Below are 19,430 nucleotides of genomic sequence, written 5' to 3'. Positions count from 1 at the left end.
CGCGTCATTCGACGCGCTTTTTTATTAGCTGCGTTTAGACTGGGTGATCCGCATACCGCTTATTACCGCCGCAAGCGTCGCGAGGGCACCTGCGGTGATCAAAGCCACATGCGTACCCTTATCGCCGGCCATAATGAACATTAATGCCACCAGCGCTGCGCCACTACTCTGCCCCAGCAGGCGCGCCGTGCCGAGCATACCGCTGGCTCCTCCGCTGCGGTGGGGGGGGGCGGCGGTGATGATCGTGTGATTATTGGGCGACTGAAACAGTCCAAACCCCGCGCCGCATAAAATCATACGCCAGATGATATCCAGATCGCCCGGGGCGGCGGGCAGCAAAGCCAGGGCAAATAAGCCGGATGCCATCACGGCCAGTCCCAGTGCCCCCAGTAATCCGGCATGCAGACGCTCAATCAGGTAGCCTGCCAGCGGGGCCATCACCATGGTTGCCAGCGGCCAGGGGGTCAGGAGCAGTCCCGTCTCCACTTCCGAACGTCCCACCACGCTTTGCAGGAAGAAGGGCAACGAAACCAGGGCCAGCATTTGCGCGCAGAACGAGCAAATCGAGGTGCAAATAGAGAGGGAGAACAGCGGAATACGCAGTAAGTCTACCGGCAGCAGCGGCACCGGCAGGGCGAGCTGACGGCGGACAAAAAAGAAGCCGATAATCAATAATGCCATTACTTCACCGGCGATTAATAGCCGCGATTGCCCCTGAGCAAAGCCGCTGAGCGCAGTAATAAGCAAACCGAAGGTCAGGGCGTTCATGACGGCGCTCGGTAGATCGAAGCGCGGCATGCTGCTCTTCGCCGCATTCGCGGGAAGAAAACGCAGCGCAAAGAGCAGTGCCACAACGCCCAGCGGTACGTTAATGAGGAATAACCACTGCCAGGAGGCCACGGAGAGGATCGCCGCTGCGAGGGTCGGTCCCGCAGCAGAAGAGACCGCCACAATAAACGAGTTAATGCCCATGCCGCGCCCAAGCTGGCGCTTCGGAAAGATGAGCCGGATTAACGCGGTATTAACGCTCATTAGCGCCGCACCACCAAAGCCCTGCGCAATACGCGCCAGCGTCAACAACTGGAGGTTATCTGCGAGAGCGCAAAATAGCGACGTAATGGTAAAGACCACCAGGCCGCATTGATAAATGCGGCGATAGCCAAACATATCTCCGAGAAACGAGAACGAGAGCAGCGAGATAACGATGGCAATTTGATAGGCGTTAACAATCCAGATAGAACTGGCAGGAGAGGCGTGCAGATCGCTGGCAATGGTTGGCAGCGCGACGTTGGCAATGGCCCCGTCCAGTACGGCCATGGAGATGCCAATAATAATAGTGGCTATCGCGCCATAGCGCTGCGGTAAGGGCAGGCCATCAGGGGGAGTCGTGGTCATGTCATCGATCTGCGTCAGAGGCAATTATATTCAGGGTAATTATTTTAACATGCTTATTTTGGTTATATGTCGCAGATTTGTAACCAGGTAAGCCAGGATTGATTGCAGCGAAGCCAGTACGAATTTATAATAAAAACCAGTTCTGATTTTTATAAAACACTTGCTTTGAGGTGATAAATGGCAATCGCAGATTTGGATAAACAACCAGATTCTGTCTCTTCTGTGTTGAAGGTGTTTGGCATCCTGCAGGCGCTTGGAGAAGAGCGCGAAATTGGTATTACCGAGCTGTCACAGCGTGTGATGATGTCGAAAAGCACCGTTTATCGCTTTTTGCAGACCATGAAGTCACTGGGCTATGTTGCGCAGGAAGGGGAGTCGGAAAAATACTCTCTGACCCTGAAGCTGTTTGAGCTGGGCGCGCGCGCGTTGCAAAACGTCGACCTGATTCGTAGCGCAGATATTCAGATGCGTGAACTCTCGCGTCTGACGAAAGAGACTGTGCACCTGGGGGCGCTGGACGAAGACAGCATTGTTTATATCCATAAGATCGACTCGATGTACAACCTGCGTATGTACTCCCGTATCGGTCGCCGTAATCCGCTCTACAGCACGGCCATCGGTAAGGTTTTACTGGCATGGCGTGACCGCGAAGAGGTTAAGCAAATTCTGGAAGGTGTCGAGTACAAACGCAGTACTGAGCGTACGATCACCACCACGGAAGGGTTACTCACGGTACTGGATAAGGTACGTGAACAGGGTTACGGTGAAGATAACGAGGAACAGGAAGAAGGGCTGCGCTGTATTGGCGTCCCGGTGTTCGACCGCTTTGGTGTGGTGATCGCTGGCCTGAGTATCTCTTTCCCGACGCTACGCTTCTCTGAAGAGCGTCTGCATGAGTACGTTGAAATGCTGCATACCGCGGCGCGAAAAATTTCTGAACAGATGGGCTATAACGACTATCCGTTCTGAACACATAAAAAAAAGCCGCTACGTTAGCGGCTTTTCACTAATACCGATGGTTAGCCGTTATCAACGACCGTTTCGCTTTTACGCAAAATTGGGCAGTTGGTCAGGCCGATAATCCCACTATCCGAATGGATGTACTGGGCCGTGCTGGTGCCACGTGCAGTGAGGTATTTACACTGGATACCCAGCCCCGCAGCGTTTTCATGACTGCCAATCAAGATACCGTAGCCTGACAACAATAAACCAATCCAGATAAGGGCTAAAATCACAACTGTGCGAATAATTAAGCGCATCATTGCCTCTTTTATAATGGTTCTTCCTGCCTCTAAGCCTATCCTGTTAGCTATATGAAACAAGTACATGATTCCGAAAACGGGACGATGGCGTTACAGTTAGCCCCGGTTTAAGTTAAGCATGGTAACCTGGTAGCCTAAGTGAGTAGACGGAGAGTGTAGTGAAGAAAATACGCTGGGTCATTCTGGTGGTAGTGTTGATTGCCTGCGTCGTTATGTGGACGCAGATGATTAATGTGATGTGCGATCAGGATGTACAGTTTTTTAGCGGTATATGTTCTATCAATAAGTTTATCCCCTGGTAGCAGGCATTTTTATGGCAAGTGATTTCCTTCCTCAACGCGAGTGGTAAAATAGCCGTTTTTAGTGAGGTGGTGAAATGGGTGAGTTGTTGAATACTGGAGTGCTTAGCATGGCATCTCTGGTCATATCCGTCGTGTTGCTGGTGGTGGGTTTGGTACTGTGGTTTTTCGTCAACCGCGCCAGCTCCCGGACAAATGAACAAATTGAGTTACTGGAGACGTTAGTTGATCTCCAGAAAAGACAAAATGCGCTGCTTCGTCGTCTGTGTGAAGCCAATGAACCGGACGTCGAAGAAGAGGTTAAACCCGCTGCTGCGCCCGTGAAAGATGAAAGCGACGATTTTATTCGTCTGGTCGCTGAGCGTTAATCGCATCTGGGGAGGTGAACATGACCCGGAAAAATCCCTGGTATAACCCCTCCCTGCCTCACCATACCCCGCAGGGTTTTCGCAATACTTCTGCTACTGGGCACCAGCCTGGAGACGTTGAGCGCTGGCGCAAAGAGCGCAAAGCTGCCGGTTTACCGAAACCTCCTCGCGGCGGCTATGAAAAATTTATCCATGACTGGTGCCAACCTGTCGATCTTACTACCCCCGAAGGAGACGCTGTCTGGTGGCTGGGCCATGCCAGTCTATTGCTGCGAATCAGTGGTCAGTATATTCTCACGGACCCGGTGTTTTCCCGGCGTGCCTCGCCCGTAAGTTTTGCCGGACCGCTGCGCAAAACCCCTGCGGTGATTAGCGTGGCTGGGCTACCTCCCATCGATGCGCTAGTCATCTCTCATAATCATTATGATCACCTCGATTCCGCTACCGTTCGTCAGTTATTGCAACGATTTCCAAAGCTTACCCTGTTTGTCCCTCTGGGGCTGGGGGACTGGTTTCGACGTCGGGGCGCGAAGCACATTGTTGAACTGGACTGGTGGCAAAGCTATGTGCATCAAGGCATCACCTACAGTGCCGTTCCGGCCCAGCACTGGAGCATGCGTAGCTTTTGGGATCGGAACTGTGCGCTTTGGTGCGGATGGGTATTCGAGGGCAGTGAACGGCGATTTTGGTTCAGCGGCGATACCGGATATACGCCAGAGTTACTCACCATTGCGCAGCGTTTCGGTAAACTCGATGCGATCGCCCTCCCGATAGGCGCATATGCACCAGAATGGTTCATGGCGACAAACCATATGGACCCGCGTTCGGCAGTCTCCCTCTGGCAGCAGCTAGGAATGCCGCTTGCCATCCCCATTCACTGGGGCGTCTTCGAACTGGCCGATGAGTCGCTTGATGAACCCGTGGCTGAACTACGGCAGGCACTCAATCATACAGCCACAATTAACAATAACTTCAAAATACTAAACATCGGTCAATATTTATCCTTATGACTATTCATCGCTTCGTTTACTATTATTCTGATATTAACCTGTACCATTAATGTTTTATTTTTATCGAAACGTTTTGCTTGCCTTTTTTTGAGGCAAGATCATAAAAGTTTCATTATTTTGGTGCAGAGAGAAATTAGAATTGCCAATGTAAATAGAGAAAGAGGCGAAGCGATATACAATGTTTTATCAAGACAACCCACTTTACCGTTACGATCATTTGTGCATAACGTTTCGGAAAAAGTTCTAACAAAATAGCCTCATCCAGAAAAATTAATAGCCTGGCTGGACGTTCGGAAGTTATTGAGCTATGGTAAAAAAGTCTTAGATTACAGCGCTTATGAAGACAGTGACTGGACAAGCACCACTCAGGCCCGGTATACCGCACACGTTGCTTACCGTGCAGATTGTGGCAAGTTAGCTTCAGAATTTGTGCGACTGATCGAGACACGTTTAAAAATGGCTTGCCATTATTTACGTTGTATGTGATAACACGGTTTGGGTCAAACGAGGTACAGTTCTGTTTATGTGTGGCATTTTCAGTAAAGAAGTCCTGAGTAAACACGTTGTCGTTGAATACCGCTTCTCTGCCGAACCTTATATTAGTGCCTCATGCAGTAATGTCTCAGTTTTATCTCAGTTAATGCCTGCGGGCTATGAAAACACTCTAAGGAATTTTGCAAATGGCAAAGATTAAAGGTCAAGTTAAGTGGTTCAACGAGTCTAAAGGTTTTGGCTTCATTACCCCAGCTGACGGCAGCAAAGATGTATTCGTACACTTCTCTGCAATCCAGGGCAATGGCTTCAAAACTCTGGCTGAAGGCCAGAACGTTGAGTTCGAAATTCAGGACGGCCAGAAAGGTCCGGCTGCTGTTAACGTAACCGCTATCTGATCGAACCCCTGCCAACGTTGAAACGCCAGGTCGTTTCAGCTGAGCACATAAAGCCTCGCGTTAATGCGGGGCTTTTTAATGTCTGTTTTTCAAAGTGTTAACACAAGGCCATCTGTTCGCAGTTTGTTGCAAAGCTGCGAGGTTATTAGCATTGTTTTTACCCGCACCGCACAAATTTCCCGTTAAATCAGGGCGTTGTTTAATAGCCCTGGAGCCACGGTGAAAAAAAGACCTTTCAACCCCGCAGCAAATTTCACCCCGACGCGTTTTGCTTTACTCTGCTTTGTCATACTTTGCAGCCTCGTTTTTCTACTAGCTCGCGTGGCCTGGTTACAAATTATCAAGCCGGACACGCTGGTGGCGCAGGAGGATAGGCGCTCCTTGCGTGAGGTACCCATCGCTGCACCTCGCGGAATGATAGTTGACCGGGAGGGCAGGCCGCTGGCAGTGAGCGTGCCGGTTCAGGCGGTCTGGGCCGACCCCAAAACGGTGCGGGAGAAGGGAGGCGTAGGGTTTGATGACCGCTGGCAAGCCCTGGCGAACACACTGCATCTCTCACTCGACACCTTGTCGCAGCGTATCAATAGTAATCCGCGTGGTCGTTTTATTTACCTGGCTCGACAGATCGATCCGGCGCAGGCGCAATGGATCGAGAAACTGCATCTGCCTGGCATTAACCTACGAGATGAGTCGCGCCGTTTTTACCCTTCAGGACACGTAGCGGCCAACTTAATTGGTTTTACCAATATTGATGGGCAGGGTATAGAAGGGATTGAAAAGAGCTTTAATCGACAGCTTACTGGCAAACCGGGCCTGCGCAAGGTACGTAAAGACCGATATGGGCATGTCATTGAAAATATCACCGAGCAGCCACCGGTCCCCGCTCATACTATTCACCTAAGCATTGATGCACGATTGCAGACGATTACAGAGGATGCCCTGGATAATGCCGTTGCCTGGAACAAAGCGGAATCCGGTGCAGCAGTACTGATTGACGTGCGGACGGGTGAAATTCTCAGCATGGCGAGCTTCCCGGACTTCAACCCCAATAATCGTGAAGGGGCAACCTTGAACGATTTCCGCAACCGCGCCATTAGCGACACCTTCGAACCCGGCTCAACCGTTAAGCCGCTGGTGCTGATGACCGCTCTGAAGCAAGGGCTGGTACAGCCTGACAGCGTAATCGATACGCATCCCTATACGCTGGCCGGACACCGTATCCGCGACGTAGGTTACTATCCTGAACTGACGATGACCGGCATTTTGCAAAAATCGAGCGATACCGGGGTATCACGCCTTTCGCTGGCGATGCCCATTCAGCGCCTGCTGGATACTTATAAAGGCTTTGGTTTTGGACGCAGCACCGGTCTGGGGCTAACCGGCGAAAGCAGCGGCCTGCTACCTGAGCGCAAATTCTGGAGTCAGTTGGATCGGGCTACGTTCTCCTTTGGCTATGGACTGATGGTCACGCCACTGCAGTTGGCACACGTCTATGCCACTATTGGTAGCTACGGCGTAGAGCGCCCTCTGTCGATAACGCGTATCGATCCTCCGGTAATGGGCACCCAGGTCATGCCGACAGAGATCGTGAAAGAGGTTGAGCATATGATGGAGAGCGTGGCGCTGCCGGGCGGCGGCGGCGTGAAAGCGGCGGTACGTGACTACCGGGTTGCCGTTAAGACCGGTACCGCGAAAAAGATTGATGAGAGCGGTAAGTATGTCGATAAGTACGTGGCCTATACTGCCGGCGTTGCGCCCGCCAGTCGTCCGCGCTTTGCGCTGGCGGTGGTAATTAACGATCCCCAGAACGGCGCCTACTATGGCGGGGCGGTGTCGGCTCCGGTCTTTAGCCAGATAATGGGAGATGTGCTTCGACTCGAAAATATTCCACCCGATGGTCTCGCTCCGGAATCGAGCCATCTCATTGTGATGCGTTAAGTCAGGCGTTTTATAACCGGGCAATTAGCGGTAAACTCTCGCCCTTTACGATTGCCCGGAGTTACCATGTCCTTCTGTTGTCCACTTTGCCATGCGCCGCTGATGCTAACCGATAAAAGCTATGCCTGCCCACAGGGGCACCGCTACGATTTGGCGAAAGAGGGGTATGTTAACTTGCTGCCGGTACAGCATAAACGCTCTAAAGATCCGGGTGACAGCGCAGAGATGATGCAGGCACGCCGGGCTTTCCTGGACGCCAGCCATTATCAGCCACTGCGCGACCGGGTTGGGCACTTGCTGGCAACGAAACTGGCAGATAACGCCGCCACGATTCTGGATATCGGCTGTGGTGAAGGCTATTACACCGCCGCGTTTGCAGATATCGCCCGGCAAAAGGGGGCAAGCACGTTTGGCCTCGATGTCTCTAAGGTCGCTATTCGCGCTGCCGCCAAACGCTACCCTTCCGTGACTTTTTGTGTGGCCTCCAGCCATCGCTTGCCGTTTAACGATAACAGCATGGACGCGGTTATCCGCATCTATGCCCCGTGCAAAGGCGAAGAGTTGGCGCGAGTGGTGAAAGCAGGGGGTTGGGTGATCACCGTGACGCCAGGGCCACGCCATCTGATGGAGCTAAAAGGTCTGATTTACGATGAGGTACAGCTTCACGCTCCACATTCTGAGCAACTGAGCGGTTTCCGACTGGCTGATGAGCAAGAACTCGGGTATGAGATGAACCTGAGCGGAGAAGAGGCGGTAGCCTTGTTACAGATGACGCCGTTTGCCTGGCGGGCAAAACCGGCGGTGTGGGACGCATTAAAGAACGAGAAGGTATTCCGTTGCCAGACGGATTTCAGCATCCACTGCTGGCAGCGTGTCGATTAACCAGCGAAGTGGCTCCAGAGGATTTGTACACCAATACCTATCAGTACAACGCCTCCCAGAATTTCGGCCCGTTTACCCAACAGCGGGCCAATATACCGACCAATCATCATCCCCAGCGTTGACATGATGAATGTCGCGCAGCCAATGGCCAGGGCGGTGGCGATAATATTAACCTGCAGAAATGCCAGACCGACGCCCACCGCCATCGCATCCAGGCTGGTGGCAATCGCGGTAGTCACCAGCAGCCAGAAGCCGTGACGGCGAACCGGCGCGTCATCTTCACAACGCTCGTTGCGAAAACCTTCAATGACCATACGCCCACCGAGGAAGACCAGCAGCACAAAGGCGATCCAGTGATTCCACTCCAGCACAACCTGGCTTGCCAGCATACCCAAACCCCAGCCGATAAGCGGCGTCAGGGTTTCGATTGCGCCAAAGATAAGGCCAGTGCGCAGTGCTTCAGAGAATTTAGGTTTATGCAGGGTGGCGCCTTTCCCCATCGAGGCCGCAAATGCGTCCATCGACATGCCAAAGGCCAGTAGAAGTGTTGCTGAGAGATTCATAAGTGCGTCCAGACCGGGATCTCCATATGACACATCACTGCCCCCAGTAAACAGCAGTAGATGTATCTATGGTCTCGCCTGACAGTTCTGATATGAACTGTCCGTACGTGCCACGTTTTGCAACGAGTATGTTGACACGTACATTTCCTTGAAAGGAAATCGGCTACTCCCCAACGACGGGCGCAACCTTAACATATTTTTAGCCGTTAAAACAATATTCAGGAATTATAATTTCACTAACTTATTGATAACGATTTTCATTTGGGTTTATTGGTGAGAATAACGTTAATAAATATAAGTGGATTTTATTGTCTAATATAGCTTTGGCTATAATTGTGCGGAGAAAACCAGTCCAAATATAGCCAGTGCTATAATTTTAAGCTATTGAGTTTTAACAAGTAATTTGTATATCTTTTCCAGGTCGTCTATATTCCGTACCCGAATGAGCAGACGCCGCTGTTCTAATTGCATCACCAGCACGCCATCTTCCGATAAATTCATCTCTTTAATACGGTTATATTCTATCCATACATTGGCGAAAAAGAACCCATCCTTTTTGAAGAGGATTTTGGGCGCCCGGATCCAGAACAGATAGATCGCCATTAATGCCAGCGCACATAATAACCATGTGGTTAATAATGCACCGCCGTTCATTACGTTGTTATAAATCAGAATCACCAGCAGGCCGGCAAAGATAAAGGCATCAACGCGGCCGCGACGTAGCAGGGGGATAGACAGCAGCGTCGCGCCATGACGTCGCGGCATGATCCATTCGTCGTAGATGGCATAAGCCAGAAGGGCAACAATAAACAAAACCAGTACGATGTCCGTGATCGTCATTCATCCTCCAGATAAAAAAAGCCGGGGGCAAGCCCCCGGCGTTTAACGCAACGTCTTACAGACCCAGCAGGCCAACAGCATAGCCCGCGATACCGATGACAAAGAAGCCAACGATAATCCACAGTGGGTTAACTTTCTTACGCAGAAGCCACATACAGGCGAAGGTCAACAGCAGCGGAACCAGGCCAGGCATCAGCTGGTCAAGGATGGTTTGCACCGTGGTCACGCGCGTCTGACCATCCTGACCGGTGATGGTAGAGACCACCAGCGGGATGTTAACGTGCGTCCATTTGTTAACCAGCGCGCCCATCACAAACAGGCCGAGAATGGAGGCCCCCTCGGTCAGTTTTTGCAGGAAGCCGCCGCCCATATCCTTAACAATGTCCACGCCTTTACGATAGCCATAAGCCACGCCGTAATAACGGGTTGCCAGGCGGACGAGGTTGAAAAGAATGAAGAACAGCAGTGGACCAAGCAGGCTACCGCTCATCGCAATACCGGCGCCAAGCGCGGCGAAGACTGGACGCACCGTACCCCAGAAGATCGGGTCACCCACGCCCGCCAGCGGCCCCATCAGACCCACTTTGATACCGTTGATGGCGCCATCGTCAATCTCTGCGCCGTTCGCACGCTGCTCTTCCATCGCCAGAGTCACGCCCAGAACCGGGGCGGCAACATACGGATGGGTGTTGAAGAATTCCAGGTGACGTTTAATTGCCTGACGTCGTGCTTCGTTATTTTCAGGATACAGGCGTTTAATCGCCGGCACCATTGAGAAGCAGAAGCCCAGCGCCTGCATACGTTCGAAGTTCCACGAACCCTGGAACAGGTTTGAACGGATGAACACGCCACGAATATCGCCCGGAGTCAGTTTCTTCTCTGGGGTAGTTTTAGTCATATCAACCATGTCGCTCACCTGTTAGTCCAGTTCGTTATCGAGATCGTTAGTACCAGCCGCCTGCGCCGGTGCACCCGCTACGCGGTTGTATTTCGGGCTCAGCTGAATGTAGAGAATCGCCATAACGGCGCCAATCACACCCAGAGCAACCAGGTTGAAGTTAGTAAACGCCGCGGTCACGAAGCCGAGGTAGAAGAACGGCATCAGGTAGCCAGCACGCATCATGTTGATAACCATCGCATAACCGACTACAACGATCATGCCACCGGCGATGTTCAGACCCCCGGTTACCACTTCTGGTATGGCGTTCAGCATGCTCTGCACTTCGCTGGTACCGACGGAGATAGCCACGATAACCGCCGGGATTGCGATACGCATCGCCTGCAGGAACAGGGATGAAACGTGGATCCAGGAGAGTGCCGTCAGGTTGCCGTTATCGGCCGCCTTATCGGCAGCGTGCTGGAAGGCAACGGTGATAGTACGAACAATGATGGTCAGAACCTGGCCTGCCGCGGCCAGTGGAATAGCCAGCGCGATACCGGCGCCGATACTTTGGTGCCCGGCAATAACCAGAACGGTAGAGATGATGGAGGCGAGGGCCGCATCCGGGGCAACGGCCGCACCGATGTTCATCCAGCCCAGGGCGATCATTTCCAGGGTACCACCGATGATAATACCGGTTTTCATATCGCCAAGAACGGCGCCAATTAAGGTACAGGCGACCAACGGACGGTGAAACTGAAATTCATCAAGTACGGATTCCATACCCGCAATACACGCGACGATGAACACCAGCACAATCTGAAGAGTGGTAATCTCCATTGTACTTCTCCTATAACATAAGCTTTGTGTGAAAAATCAGCGCCGGGTTATTTCCCAACTTTGCCGATCAAGTCCATCATTTTCAGTCTCTGATCGGTAGAAACCTTACGGGCTTCCAGCTCGATACCGCGTGCATTCAGTTTATTGAAGGCTTCGATATCTTTTTCATCGACTGAAATCGCGTTGTTGACCTGCGTTTTCCCCTGACGGAAAGCCATACCACCGATGTTGACGGAGGTGATTTTCACGCCGCCTTCAACAAGACGCTCAACGTCTGTCGGGTTAGTAAATAGAAGCATGACGCGTTCACCCGCATATTTCGGGTTGTTGTAAACGCGGATCATTTTGGCAACGTCCACCACGTGAGCGGTTACGCCCGGTGGAGCGACCTGGGTAAGAAGGGTTTTGCGGACGGTGTCTGCGGCAACTTCATCGCTGACGACGATAATGCGTTGTACGTTGGTCTCTTTAGTCCAGCGCGTTGCCACCTGGCCGTGAATTAAACGGTCATCGATACGGGCAAGGCCGATAACCATATAATCATTTGGCCCCATCGGTTTGGCAGGCGTTGCCGCTTTCGGCGCTGCCGCCACCGGCGCGGGTTTATCTACTGGCTGAGCTTTCAACGCTTTCACGCCTTCGCGGCCGGTTTCTACCGCCAGTGCCACCAGTTCGTCAAAGCTCGGGTTATCGTCACGCGCCATCAGCGTTTCGACCAGCATCGGAATGTTAACGCCAGCCACGACTTCATGGTGCTCTTTATCGACGACAATGCGACTGGCGGCGTTGAACGGACTGCCACCCCATGTATCGACGAGAAACAGCACGCCGCTGCGGGTATCGAGTTTTTCAAGTTGAGCCGTGTATTTCTCGATTAATGTTTCGGCGTTTTCGCCGGGCACGAAATCGATCCAGCCAACATTTTCCTGCTCGCCAAGCAACATCTCTGCTGTTTTGAGTAACTGCTCTGCAGCCCAACCATGTGTGCCTATTACAATAGCAATGGTCACTTGCTACCTCCATTTATTATCGTTTATGCACCTGTGTGACGAGGGCATCATAAATCGTGTTCATTACAGCGAATCGATTCAGATAAGGGTTAGAGTAGAACTAACTCAGACTTCAGCGAATTATTTTAGACAGTGAAAAAATAATTTATGTGATGAAGATCCGTAATTTAGCTTTAGCGTGTTGGATAATTTGCGGCGCGAAATGGAGACGGTAACATCTGTTTGCAAAGGAAAGTAAATCTTTGCCTTAAAGCTCATGTCTCTGATATGTTTACCTTCCGTTTAATTGTCAGGAGTAATGGGCTATAGCCCACTGTATGGACCGTCACCGACGTCAGTCACCTACCCGATCCCTTTGGATCAGCCTCACCGGCGATTCTCGCCACACACTTAAATCGTCTTTTACCGCTTCGCCCGTTTCTAACGCGGCGCCGTTTTGTCATTCCTTCAGCAGGAGCTTGTCATGGAATTCTTAATGGACCCGCAAATCTGGGTGGGGCTTCTCACGCTGGTGGTGCTCGAGATTGTGCTCGGCATCGACAACCTGGTGTTTATTGCCATTCTTGCGGACAAGCTGCCGCCTAAACAACGTGACAAAGCACGCCTTATTGGCCTGTCGCTGGCGCTGATTATGCGTCTTGCGCTGCTTTCCGTTATTTCGTGGATGGTTACGCTCACCAAACCGCTCTTCAGCGTGTGGGATTTTACCTTCTCAGGACGCGACCTGATCATGCTGGTGGGGGGACTATTCCTTCTCTTCAAAGCCACGACTGAGCTACACGAACGGCTTGAAAACAGGCAGCATGATGGCGGGCATGGTAAAGGCTACGCCAGCTTCTGGGTTGTGGTAATGCAGATTGTGGTGCTGGATGCGGTCTTCTCCCTGGATGCGGTCATTACCGCAGTGGGTATGGTAAACCATCTTCCGGTCATGATGGCCGCGGTGGTCATTGCCATGGCGGTGATGTTGTTGGCCTCGAAACCGCTGACGCGATTCGTCAACGAACACCCGACGGTGGTGGTGCTCTGTCTGAGCTTCCTGCTGATGATTGGTTTGAGCCTGGTCGCAGAAGGTTTCGGCTTCCATATTCCGAAAGGTTACCTGTACGCGGCGATTGGCTTCTCGATCATCATTGAGTTCTTCAACCAGGTTGCGCGACGTAACTTCATTCGTCAGCAATCTAACCAGCCGTTGCGTGCGCGTACTGCGGATGCCATCTTGCGTCTGATGGGCGGTCGTCGCCAGGCAACGGTTCAGCCGGAGAGCGAGAACCATGTGACGGTGCCGGTACCCGAAGGTGCTTTTGTTGAAGAAGAGCGCTACATGATTAACGGCGTACTGTCGCTCGCCTCCCGCTCTCTGCGTGGCATCATGACGCCCCGCGGTGAAATCAGTTGGGTTGACGCCAGCCTGAGCATGGATGAAATCCGCCAGCAACTGCTCTCTTCGCCACACAGTCTGTTCCCGGTGTGTCGCGGCGAGCTGGATGAAATTATCGGTGTGGTACGTGCTAAAGAGCTTCTGGTTGCGCTGGAAGAGGGTGTAGATGTCGAGGCCATAGCCGCCGCGTCGCCGGCCATTGTGGTACCGGAAACGCTCGACCCGATTAACCTGCTGGGCGTATTGCGTCGTGCTCGCGGTAGCTTTGTTATTGTGACCAACGAGTTTGGTGTGGTTCAGGGGCTGGTTACGCCGCTGGACGTGCTGGAGGCGATTGCCGGTGAGTTCCCGGATGCCGACGAAACGCCGGAAATCGTTGCCGATAACGACGGCTGGCTGGTAAAAGGCGCCACCGACCTGCATGCGCTGCAACACACGCTGGGGCTGGAGCACCTGACTAACCATGATGACGATATCGCCACCGTAGCCGGTCTGGTCATTGCCATTAATGGTCAGATCCCGCGTACCGGTGATGTTCTGGAACTGCCGCCGCTGAAGATCACCATTGTGACGGCGAACGACTACCGTGTGGATCTGGTGCGTATTGTTAAAGAGCAGTCAGAGCACGAAGAAGACGAGTAATTAATGTAGCGGCATCGCGGGCATGATCTGCCCGTTATGCGGCGCTGGCGGGGGCGAACTCCCCGCCAGCCACTCCGGAAAGTCTCTTAGCGGCATCGGTCGCGCATAAAAATATCCCTGCAAAATGTGCACCCCGCGCTGGCGAAGATGACGCGCTTGTTCAGGGGTTTCTACCCCTTCCGCCACCAGTTCAATGTTCAACCGCTGTGCAAGGGCAATAATGATATCGGTCACGGTAGAGTTCACCGCGTCCGTCCCTATCGCAGCCGTAAATGACTTATCAATTTTCAGGACATCCGGATGCAGCTTTTCCAGCCATGAGAGCGAGCAATTCCCGGTGCCAAAATCATCAATCGCCAGTTTGACCTCTTTTCGGTGTAATTCCCGTACCAGGCGGCAATCCACGTCCAACAGGGCATCGCGCTCGGTCAGTTCAATTATGAGCTGTTGTACAGGGCGGGCGTTAAACCAGTGGTGATTCAGGTCACGCAGTAGCACGCCATGGCGGAAATGGCTGGCGGCAACATTGATTCCGATATGGAAGCCAGGATCCGCCGGGAATACCGTCAGCTGGCGTACGGTTTCCGTGATGACATAGCGGGTGAGGGGAATAATCAGATTATGTTCCTCAGCCAGGGGGATAAACACGTCAGGGGAGATCCACCCCTGGCGCGGATTGTTCCAGCGCAGCAGGATCTCCACGCCGACGCACTCCTGATTACGCGCATTCATCAGCGGCTGGCAGAACAGCTCAAATTCGCGGGCGGCAAGGCCGAGATTTATCTCCCAGGTAAAGCTCATCCTGTTTGCGGTGGCCAGCCAGGCGATATAGCCCAGTAGCAGGCTTAACAGCAGAGCCAGTGGCAACTGGCCAGGAAGATCCTTTAACGCTAACGCCGTAGGGCCCGGGCCGCTGACGGTGATGGTAAAGGGGAAATTACCCGACGGCTGGCGATAAATTTTGTCGCCAGCATTGTGTGTCAGGGTATCAGAGACATTCGATCCGTAACGCAGGTGTTTATTGCCTACGCTCAGCGCAACTTCGTTAATCAGGGGGGCTTGCGGTTCGAGGATCATGCGGGCAATCAGATCGATATTGACCCCCTCCATGACCCCGTTCTGGCTGTTACCAGGCAGCGGATACCACTGGATCAGAATGGGGCTACCATGCAGCAGTGACCGATCCGTCGAGAGCACCAGTAAAGGTTCCGGGAAGGGAAGCGCAGGTTGGAGTTGGCGAACAGGTACATCGCGTTGACCAAAAATACTGGAGCAGTAAAGGATCCCGTCTTTAACCAGCCCGATCGTGCGCACGGTCTGCAGGGTGGCGGCATGTCGGCGCAACAGCAAGTGGGTAGAAAGGCATGGTCGTCCTACCAGCGGCAGCAGCGTTTCACGGCTGGCTTGCAACGGCAGCAAAATTTTATCCAGCGCCTCGACGGCGTGGGTGACAAAGGCGACAGTAAGGTGCTGGTTGAGATTACGTTGTGAAATAAAGCGGATGCCAAGGGTCGTAATCAGGGTGAGAACCGCAACCACCACGCAAACCGCGAGGCGTTTTCGACGATAATGGGTGATTATCCTTTGCGCAGTTTGCATGCAGGGGTCATCCGGTAAGCCAGGGGCACCCAATGCCGCAGGCAATACAGCAAGTGTAGTGGGGAACTATTAAGGAGACGAGACGAGGGGAGAAATTTCGCCCATCCGTTGCAGATGGGCGAAAGGGGGGATTAGTCGCACTGCACCTTGATAGCCAGGCCACCGCGGGAAGTTTCGCGATATTTCGCGTTCATATCTTTCCCGGTTTCGTACATAGTTTCGATAACCTTATCCAGTGAAACGCGCGGCTCGCTGGTACGACGCATCGCCATGCGTGAGGCATTGATCGCTTTCACCGACGCAATGGCGTTACGCTCAATGCACGGTACCTGCACCTGACCGGCGACCGGGTCACAGGTCAGGCCGAGGTTATGCTCCATGCCAATCTCAGCGGCAACGCATACTTGTTCCGGGCTGGCACCCAGCAGCTCAGCCAGACCGGCAGCAGCCATCGAGCAGGCCACGCCCACTTCACCCTGACAACCCACTTCCGCGCCGGAAATGGAGGCGTTCATCTTATAGAGCGCGCCCACCGCACCCGCGGCCAGGAAGTAACGAATGTAGATGTCCGGGCTCACGGATTCGATAAAGTGATCGTAATAAGCCAGTACCGCCGGCACGATCCCGCAGGCGCCGTTAGTTGGGGCCGTCACAACGCGGCCACCGGCTGCGTTCTCTTCGTTGACGGCCAGGGCAAACATGTTTACCCAGTCCACCACGTTCATCGGGTCGTTGGAGTATTTGTCGGTGGTCACCAGCATGCGACGCAGCGCCGAGGCACGACGCGGCACGCGCAGTGGGCCAGGCAACACGCCTTCAGTATTGATACCGCGATCGATACAGGCACGCATGGTCTGCCACACGTTCGCAAAGTACTCTTCGATCTCTTTCTTACTGTGCAGCGCCAGTTCGTTCTGCATCACCATGCCGGAAAGCGACAGGCCGGTCTCTTTGCAGTAGTTCAGCATCTCCTGGGCGGATTTAAACGGATAGGGGACATTGACATCACCCGCCGTATCTTTGCCGAAATGCTCTTCATCAACGATGAAACCACCGCCGATGGAGTAATAGGTTTTGCTGTAAATCACTTTATCGCCGTTAAAGGCGTGGATCTGCATGCCGTTTTCGTGCAGTGAGAGGTTGTCGCTGCGAAAACGCATGCCGTCATCCTGCGGGAAATCGACTTCGTGCTGGCCGTTAGCCAGCAGCAGGCGGCCGCGCGTTTCAACGTCGCGAATAAACGCCGGAATGGCGTCAATATCAACGGTATCCGGCATATTTCCGGCCAGACCCATTATGATGGCGATATCGGTGTGGTGGCCTTTACCCGTTAAAGAGAGCGAGCCATAGACATCTACGGCAACACGGGTAACGCTTTCCAGTAATCCTTTTTCGACCAGGTCATCGACGAACTGTTTACCGGCCTTCATAGGGCCGACAGTGTGGGAAGAGGAGGGGCCAATACCCACTTTGAACATGTCGAATATACTAATCACTTTAACACTCCTGACAGGGTTACCGGGTTTCCAGTAACGATGTTATAACTGCGCATAGTGTAAGAGGGAACCTGATCGTCAGCTCAACTATTCACATGAATTAAACTAATGGCTAACGGCGGTTTTACTAATAGCGAGAGAGCGATCGCAAACACAGTAAAAAGTCGGGAATGTAAAGTATAGTCAAGGCTTCAGGCCAATTTGCAGCGCCAGTTCACGAATAATGCCTGCCGTCATGCCCCAGACAAAATAATGCTGGTACCAGGATAACCAGACCCGATGATGGTGGCCGCGACGATGAATGTCGAGGGGGTGATAACGACCCAGGCGCAGGGCCTCCGCCAGTGGCATTTCAAATACCGCCGCCACTTCATCTTCACTGGCGTGATAGTGCAGATTTGGCGGAATCAACCCCACCACCGGCGTAACCTGAAACCCGGTCACGCTGTCGACAGGCGGGAGCACGCCAATCACTTCCACAACCTCGGGCGGAATCGCCACCTCTTCCTGCGCTTCGCGCAACGCGGCGGCAATCAGCGAAGCATCACTGCTGTCTACTGCGCCACCGGGGAAGGCAACCTGACCGGCATGTTTACGCATCAGCGGGGAGCGTTGGGTGAGCAACAGTCCGGGTTCTTCGCGGCGTACCACCGGGATCAGCACCGCGGCCTGGCGCTGATTAAGCGAGGCGCTATTGACCTGCGGCCGTAATAACTGAAAACGCGATAAAAAATCATCCAGGGTCAGATTGCGGGTCTCCACGCTTTAACTCTCCAGTTGTTGCAGTATGCGGTTTATTTTATCAAAGGTTTCCTGATACTCCGCCGCCGACTCACTGTCAGCCACGATACCGCCGCCTGCAGAGCAGTATAGCTGCCCGGCAAAGGCGGTCAGGGTGCGGATGGTAATGCTGGTATCCATGGTACCGCAGAGGCTGATATAGCCGATGCTGCCGCACCAGGCGTTACGGCGCTGGGGTTCCAGTTCGTCGATAATTGCCATCGCCCGCACCTTTGGCGCACCGGTAATCGACCCCCCCGGAAATGCCGCCCGCAGCAGATCACAGGCGCTGCGCGATGCGGGCAGGCGCGCGGTAATCGTACTCACTAAATGGTGAACCGCCGGGAAAGGCTCCACCACGAACAGTTCGGGCACGCGCACGCTGCCGGGTTCGGCCACGCGCCCGATATCATTACGCATCAAATCTACGATCATCAGATTTTCGGCGCGATCTTTCGGGGAGGCGGCCAGTATTTCCGCCTGCTGGCGATCGTCATCGGGATCGGTAAGACGCGGTAGCGTGCCTTTAATGGGGCGGGTCTGAATTTCGCCCTCGGCCAGATGAATAAAGCGCTCAGGTGACAGGCTCAGAATCGCCCCCTGTTCAAGGCGCATAAAGGCGCTGAAGGGGGCGCGGTTCTGCGCATTCAGGCGAGTAAATGCCTGCCACTCATCACCCTGATAGTGAGCCTGAAAACGCTGGGCAAGATTCACCTGATAGCAATCGCCACTGTGCAGATAAGCCTGCACCTGGCGGAATTTTGCGTCATACTCCAGCGCGGTCATGTTTGCGCGCCAGTCAGAAGTGAGGCGAAACGGGGTTTGCCTGGTCGGGGGACGCTGTGCTTCCAGCCACGCCAGTCGCGCCTTCGCATCGCCATGGCAGACCAGCGATACGGCCTGTTTATGGTGATCAACAATGACCGCCCAGTCGTACAGCCCCACAGCCATATCCGGCAGGCTGATGTCGTCAACTGCCTGCTGCGGCAGTGTTTCAAAGCGACGACCCAGATCGTAGCCAAAGAGCCCCAGCGCGCCGCCCTGAAAAGGCAGATCGGGGTGCGGATCCGCAGGCAGGCCCAGGTCATCCAGCGTCTGCTGCAGCAAGCTCAATGGGCAGCCAGACGATTCGATCACCGTCTCCCGCGTTATTCGGGTAAGCTCACCCTCGGTAACCAGCGTGGCGACGGGATCGGCCACCAGAATATCAAACCGGCTATAGGGATGGTCAGCGTGGCCGGAATGCAGCAGCATCGCCCAGGGTTGATGGCTCAGCGGCGCAAACCATGCTTCAGCGGCGTCTGAACGCCAGGGTAACGAAATAACGGTGGGGGATATCGAGTTCATCTATAGCA

At 53.5% G+C, this 19,430-nt stretch carries 19 protein-coding genes, 1 pseudogene and 1 riboswitch; of the genes and pseudogenes, 9 read left to right on the top strand and 11 right to left on the bottom strand.

Features of this window, described 5'->3' with window-relative positions:
- Positions 1-24: 24 nt before the first annotated feature.
- The gene (locus WFN75_RS08975; RefSeq protein ID WP_336996044.1) at positions 25-1,395 is read right to left on the bottom strand and encodes an MFS transporter; all 1,371 of its coding nucleotides are present in this window, start codon (positions 1,393-1,395) and stop codon (positions 25-27) included.
- A 177-nt stretch (positions 1,396-1,572) separates the two neighbouring features.
- Between WFN75_RS08975 and kdgR the strand changes: the two genes are divergently transcribed.
- Positions 1,573-2,364 (top strand): DNA-binding transcriptional regulator KdgR, encoded by a 792-nt coding sequence (gene kdgR, locus WFN75_RS08970; protein WP_040075168.1) that lies wholly within the window; start codon positions 1,573-1,575, stop codon positions 2,362-2,364.
- A gap of 50 nt (positions 2,365-2,414) precedes the next feature.
- On the opposite strand, the gene WFN75_RS08965 is transcribed toward kdgR, so the two are convergent.
- On the bottom strand, positions 2,415-2,654 hold the full coding sequence (locus WFN75_RS08965) for a YobH family protein (RefSeq protein ID WP_040078461.1): 240 nt from the start codon (positions 2,652-2,654) through the stop codon (positions 2,415-2,417).
- 161 nt (positions 2,655-2,815) lie between these two features.
- On the opposite strand from WFN75_RS08965, the gene mgrB reads away from it, so the two are divergent.
- The 7 genes and pseudogenes from mgrB (at position 2,816) to rlmA (ending at position 8,044) form a co-directional block, all read left to right on the top strand.
- Complete coding sequence (mgrB, locus tag WFN75_RS08960; protein ID WP_207291949.1) at positions 2,816-2,959, top strand: PhoP/PhoQ regulator MgrB; 144 nt, start codon at positions 2,816-2,818, stop codon at positions 2,957-2,959.
- Positions 2,960-3,033: 74 nt separating this feature from the next.
- The gene (locus WFN75_RS08955; RefSeq protein WP_046885127.1) at positions 3,034-3,324 is read left to right on the top strand and encodes a YebO family protein; all 291 of its coding nucleotides are present in this window, start codon (positions 3,034-3,036) and stop codon (positions 3,322-3,324) included.
- Positions 3,325-3,344: 20 nt separating this feature from the next.
- Entirely contained in the window at positions 3,345-4,334 is a 990-nt protein-coding gene (locus WFN75_RS08950) for an MBL fold metallo-hydrolase (protein ID WP_286782442.1), read from the top strand.
- 523 nt (positions 4,335-4,857) lie between these two features.
- A pseudogene (locus tag WFN75_RS08945) lies at positions 4,858-5,002 on the top strand (DUF2627 domain-containing protein).
- Positions 5,003-5,014: 12 nt separating this feature from the next.
- Positions 5,015-5,224, top strand: a complete 210-nt coding sequence (gene cspE, locus WFN75_RS08940; protein WP_001062678.1) for a transcription antiterminator/RNA stability regulator CspE — start codon at positions 5,015-5,017, stop codon at positions 5,222-5,224.
- A gap of 219 nt (positions 5,225-5,443) precedes the next feature.
- Positions 5,444-7,162, top strand: a complete 1,719-nt coding sequence (ftsI, locus tag WFN75_RS08935) for a peptidoglycan glycosyltransferase FtsI (RefSeq protein WP_336996043.1) — start codon at positions 5,444-5,446, stop codon at positions 7,160-7,162.
- Between the two features lie 66 nt (positions 7,163-7,228).
- Positions 7,229-8,044, top strand: a complete 816-nt coding sequence (gene rlmA, locus WFN75_RS08930) for a 23S rRNA (guanine(745)-N(1))-methyltransferase (RefSeq protein WP_336996042.1) — start codon at positions 7,229-7,231, stop codon at positions 8,042-8,044.
- Here rlmA and mntP read toward each other — a convergent pair.
- From mntP to manX, 5 genes are all read right to left on the bottom strand, one after another.
- Positions 8,041-8,607, bottom strand: coding sequence for a manganese efflux pump MntP (gene mntP, locus WFN75_RS08925; RefSeq protein WP_040075175.1), 567 nt, complete (start codon positions 8,605-8,607; stop codon positions 8,041-8,043). The two genes, rlmA and mntP, sit on opposite strands and share 4 nt — an antisense overlap.
- A 48-nt stretch (positions 8,608-8,655) precedes the next feature.
- Positions 8,656-8,791: riboswitch (yybP-ykoY riboswitch) on the bottom strand.
- A gap of 197 nt (positions 8,792-8,988) precedes the next feature.
- Entirely contained in the window at positions 8,989-9,447 is a 459-nt protein-coding gene (locus WFN75_RS08920) for a DUF986 family protein (RefSeq protein ID WP_046885132.1), read from the bottom strand.
- A gap of 55 nt (positions 9,448-9,502) precedes the next feature.
- A complete protein-coding gene (locus WFN75_RS08915; protein WP_040075177.1) occupies positions 9,503-10,354 on the bottom strand; it encodes a PTS mannose transporter subunit IID in 852 nt (283 codons plus the stop codon).
- 12 nt (positions 10,355-10,366) lie between these two features.
- Complete coding sequence (gene manY / locus WFN75_RS08910; RefSeq protein ID WP_040075179.1) at positions 10,367-11,167, bottom strand: PTS mannose transporter subunit IIC; 801 nt, start codon at positions 11,165-11,167, stop codon at positions 10,367-10,369.
- 47 nt (positions 11,168-11,214) lie between these two features.
- Complete coding sequence (manX, locus tag WFN75_RS08905) at positions 11,215-12,177, bottom strand: PTS mannose transporter subunit IIAB (protein WP_040075180.1); 963 nt, start codon at positions 12,175-12,177, stop codon at positions 11,215-11,217.
- A gap of 463 nt (positions 12,178-12,640) precedes the next feature.
- On the opposite strand from manX, the gene yoaE reads away from it, so the two are divergent.
- Positions 12,641-14,200, top strand: a complete 1,560-nt coding sequence (gene yoaE / locus WFN75_RS08900; RefSeq protein WP_040075182.1) for a CNNM family cation transport protein YoaE — start codon at positions 12,641-12,643, stop codon at positions 14,198-14,200.
- On the opposite strand, the gene WFN75_RS08895 is transcribed toward yoaE, so the two are convergent.
- The 4 genes from WFN75_RS08895 to pabB all read right to left on the bottom strand — a co-directional run bounded on the left by WFN75_RS08895 (position 14,201) and on the right by pabB (position 19,422).
- On the bottom strand, positions 14,201-15,799 hold the full coding sequence (locus WFN75_RS08895; protein WP_263616533.1) for an EAL domain-containing protein: 1,599 nt from the start codon (positions 15,797-15,799) through the stop codon (positions 14,201-14,203).
- Positions 15,800-15,930: 131 nt separating this feature from the next.
- Positions 15,931-17,295, bottom strand: coding sequence for an L-serine ammonia-lyase (sdaA, locus tag WFN75_RS08890; protein ID WP_040075185.1), 1,365 nt, complete (start codon positions 17,293-17,295; stop codon positions 15,931-15,933).
- A 183-nt stretch (positions 17,296-17,478) separates the two neighbouring features.
- Positions 17,479-18,057, bottom strand: coding sequence for a CoA pyrophosphatase (locus WFN75_RS08885; protein WP_212475635.1), 579 nt, complete (start codon positions 18,055-18,057; stop codon positions 17,479-17,481).
- A gap of 3 nt (positions 18,058-18,060) precedes the next feature.
- Entirely contained in the window at positions 18,061-19,422 is a 1,362-nt protein-coding gene (gene pabB, locus WFN75_RS08880; protein ID WP_336996041.1) for an aminodeoxychorismate synthase component 1, read from the bottom strand.
- Between the last annotated feature and the right edge of the window lie 8 nt (positions 19,423-19,430).

The sequence above is a fragment of the Leclercia sp. UBA7405 genome (assembly GCF_037152215.1).
In the GTDB taxonomy this organism is placed as follows: domain Bacteria; phylum Pseudomonadota; class Gammaproteobacteria; order Enterobacterales; family Enterobacteriaceae; genus Enterobacter; species Enterobacter pneumoniae.
This window is presented reverse-complemented; position numbering and strand designations above follow the sequence as displayed.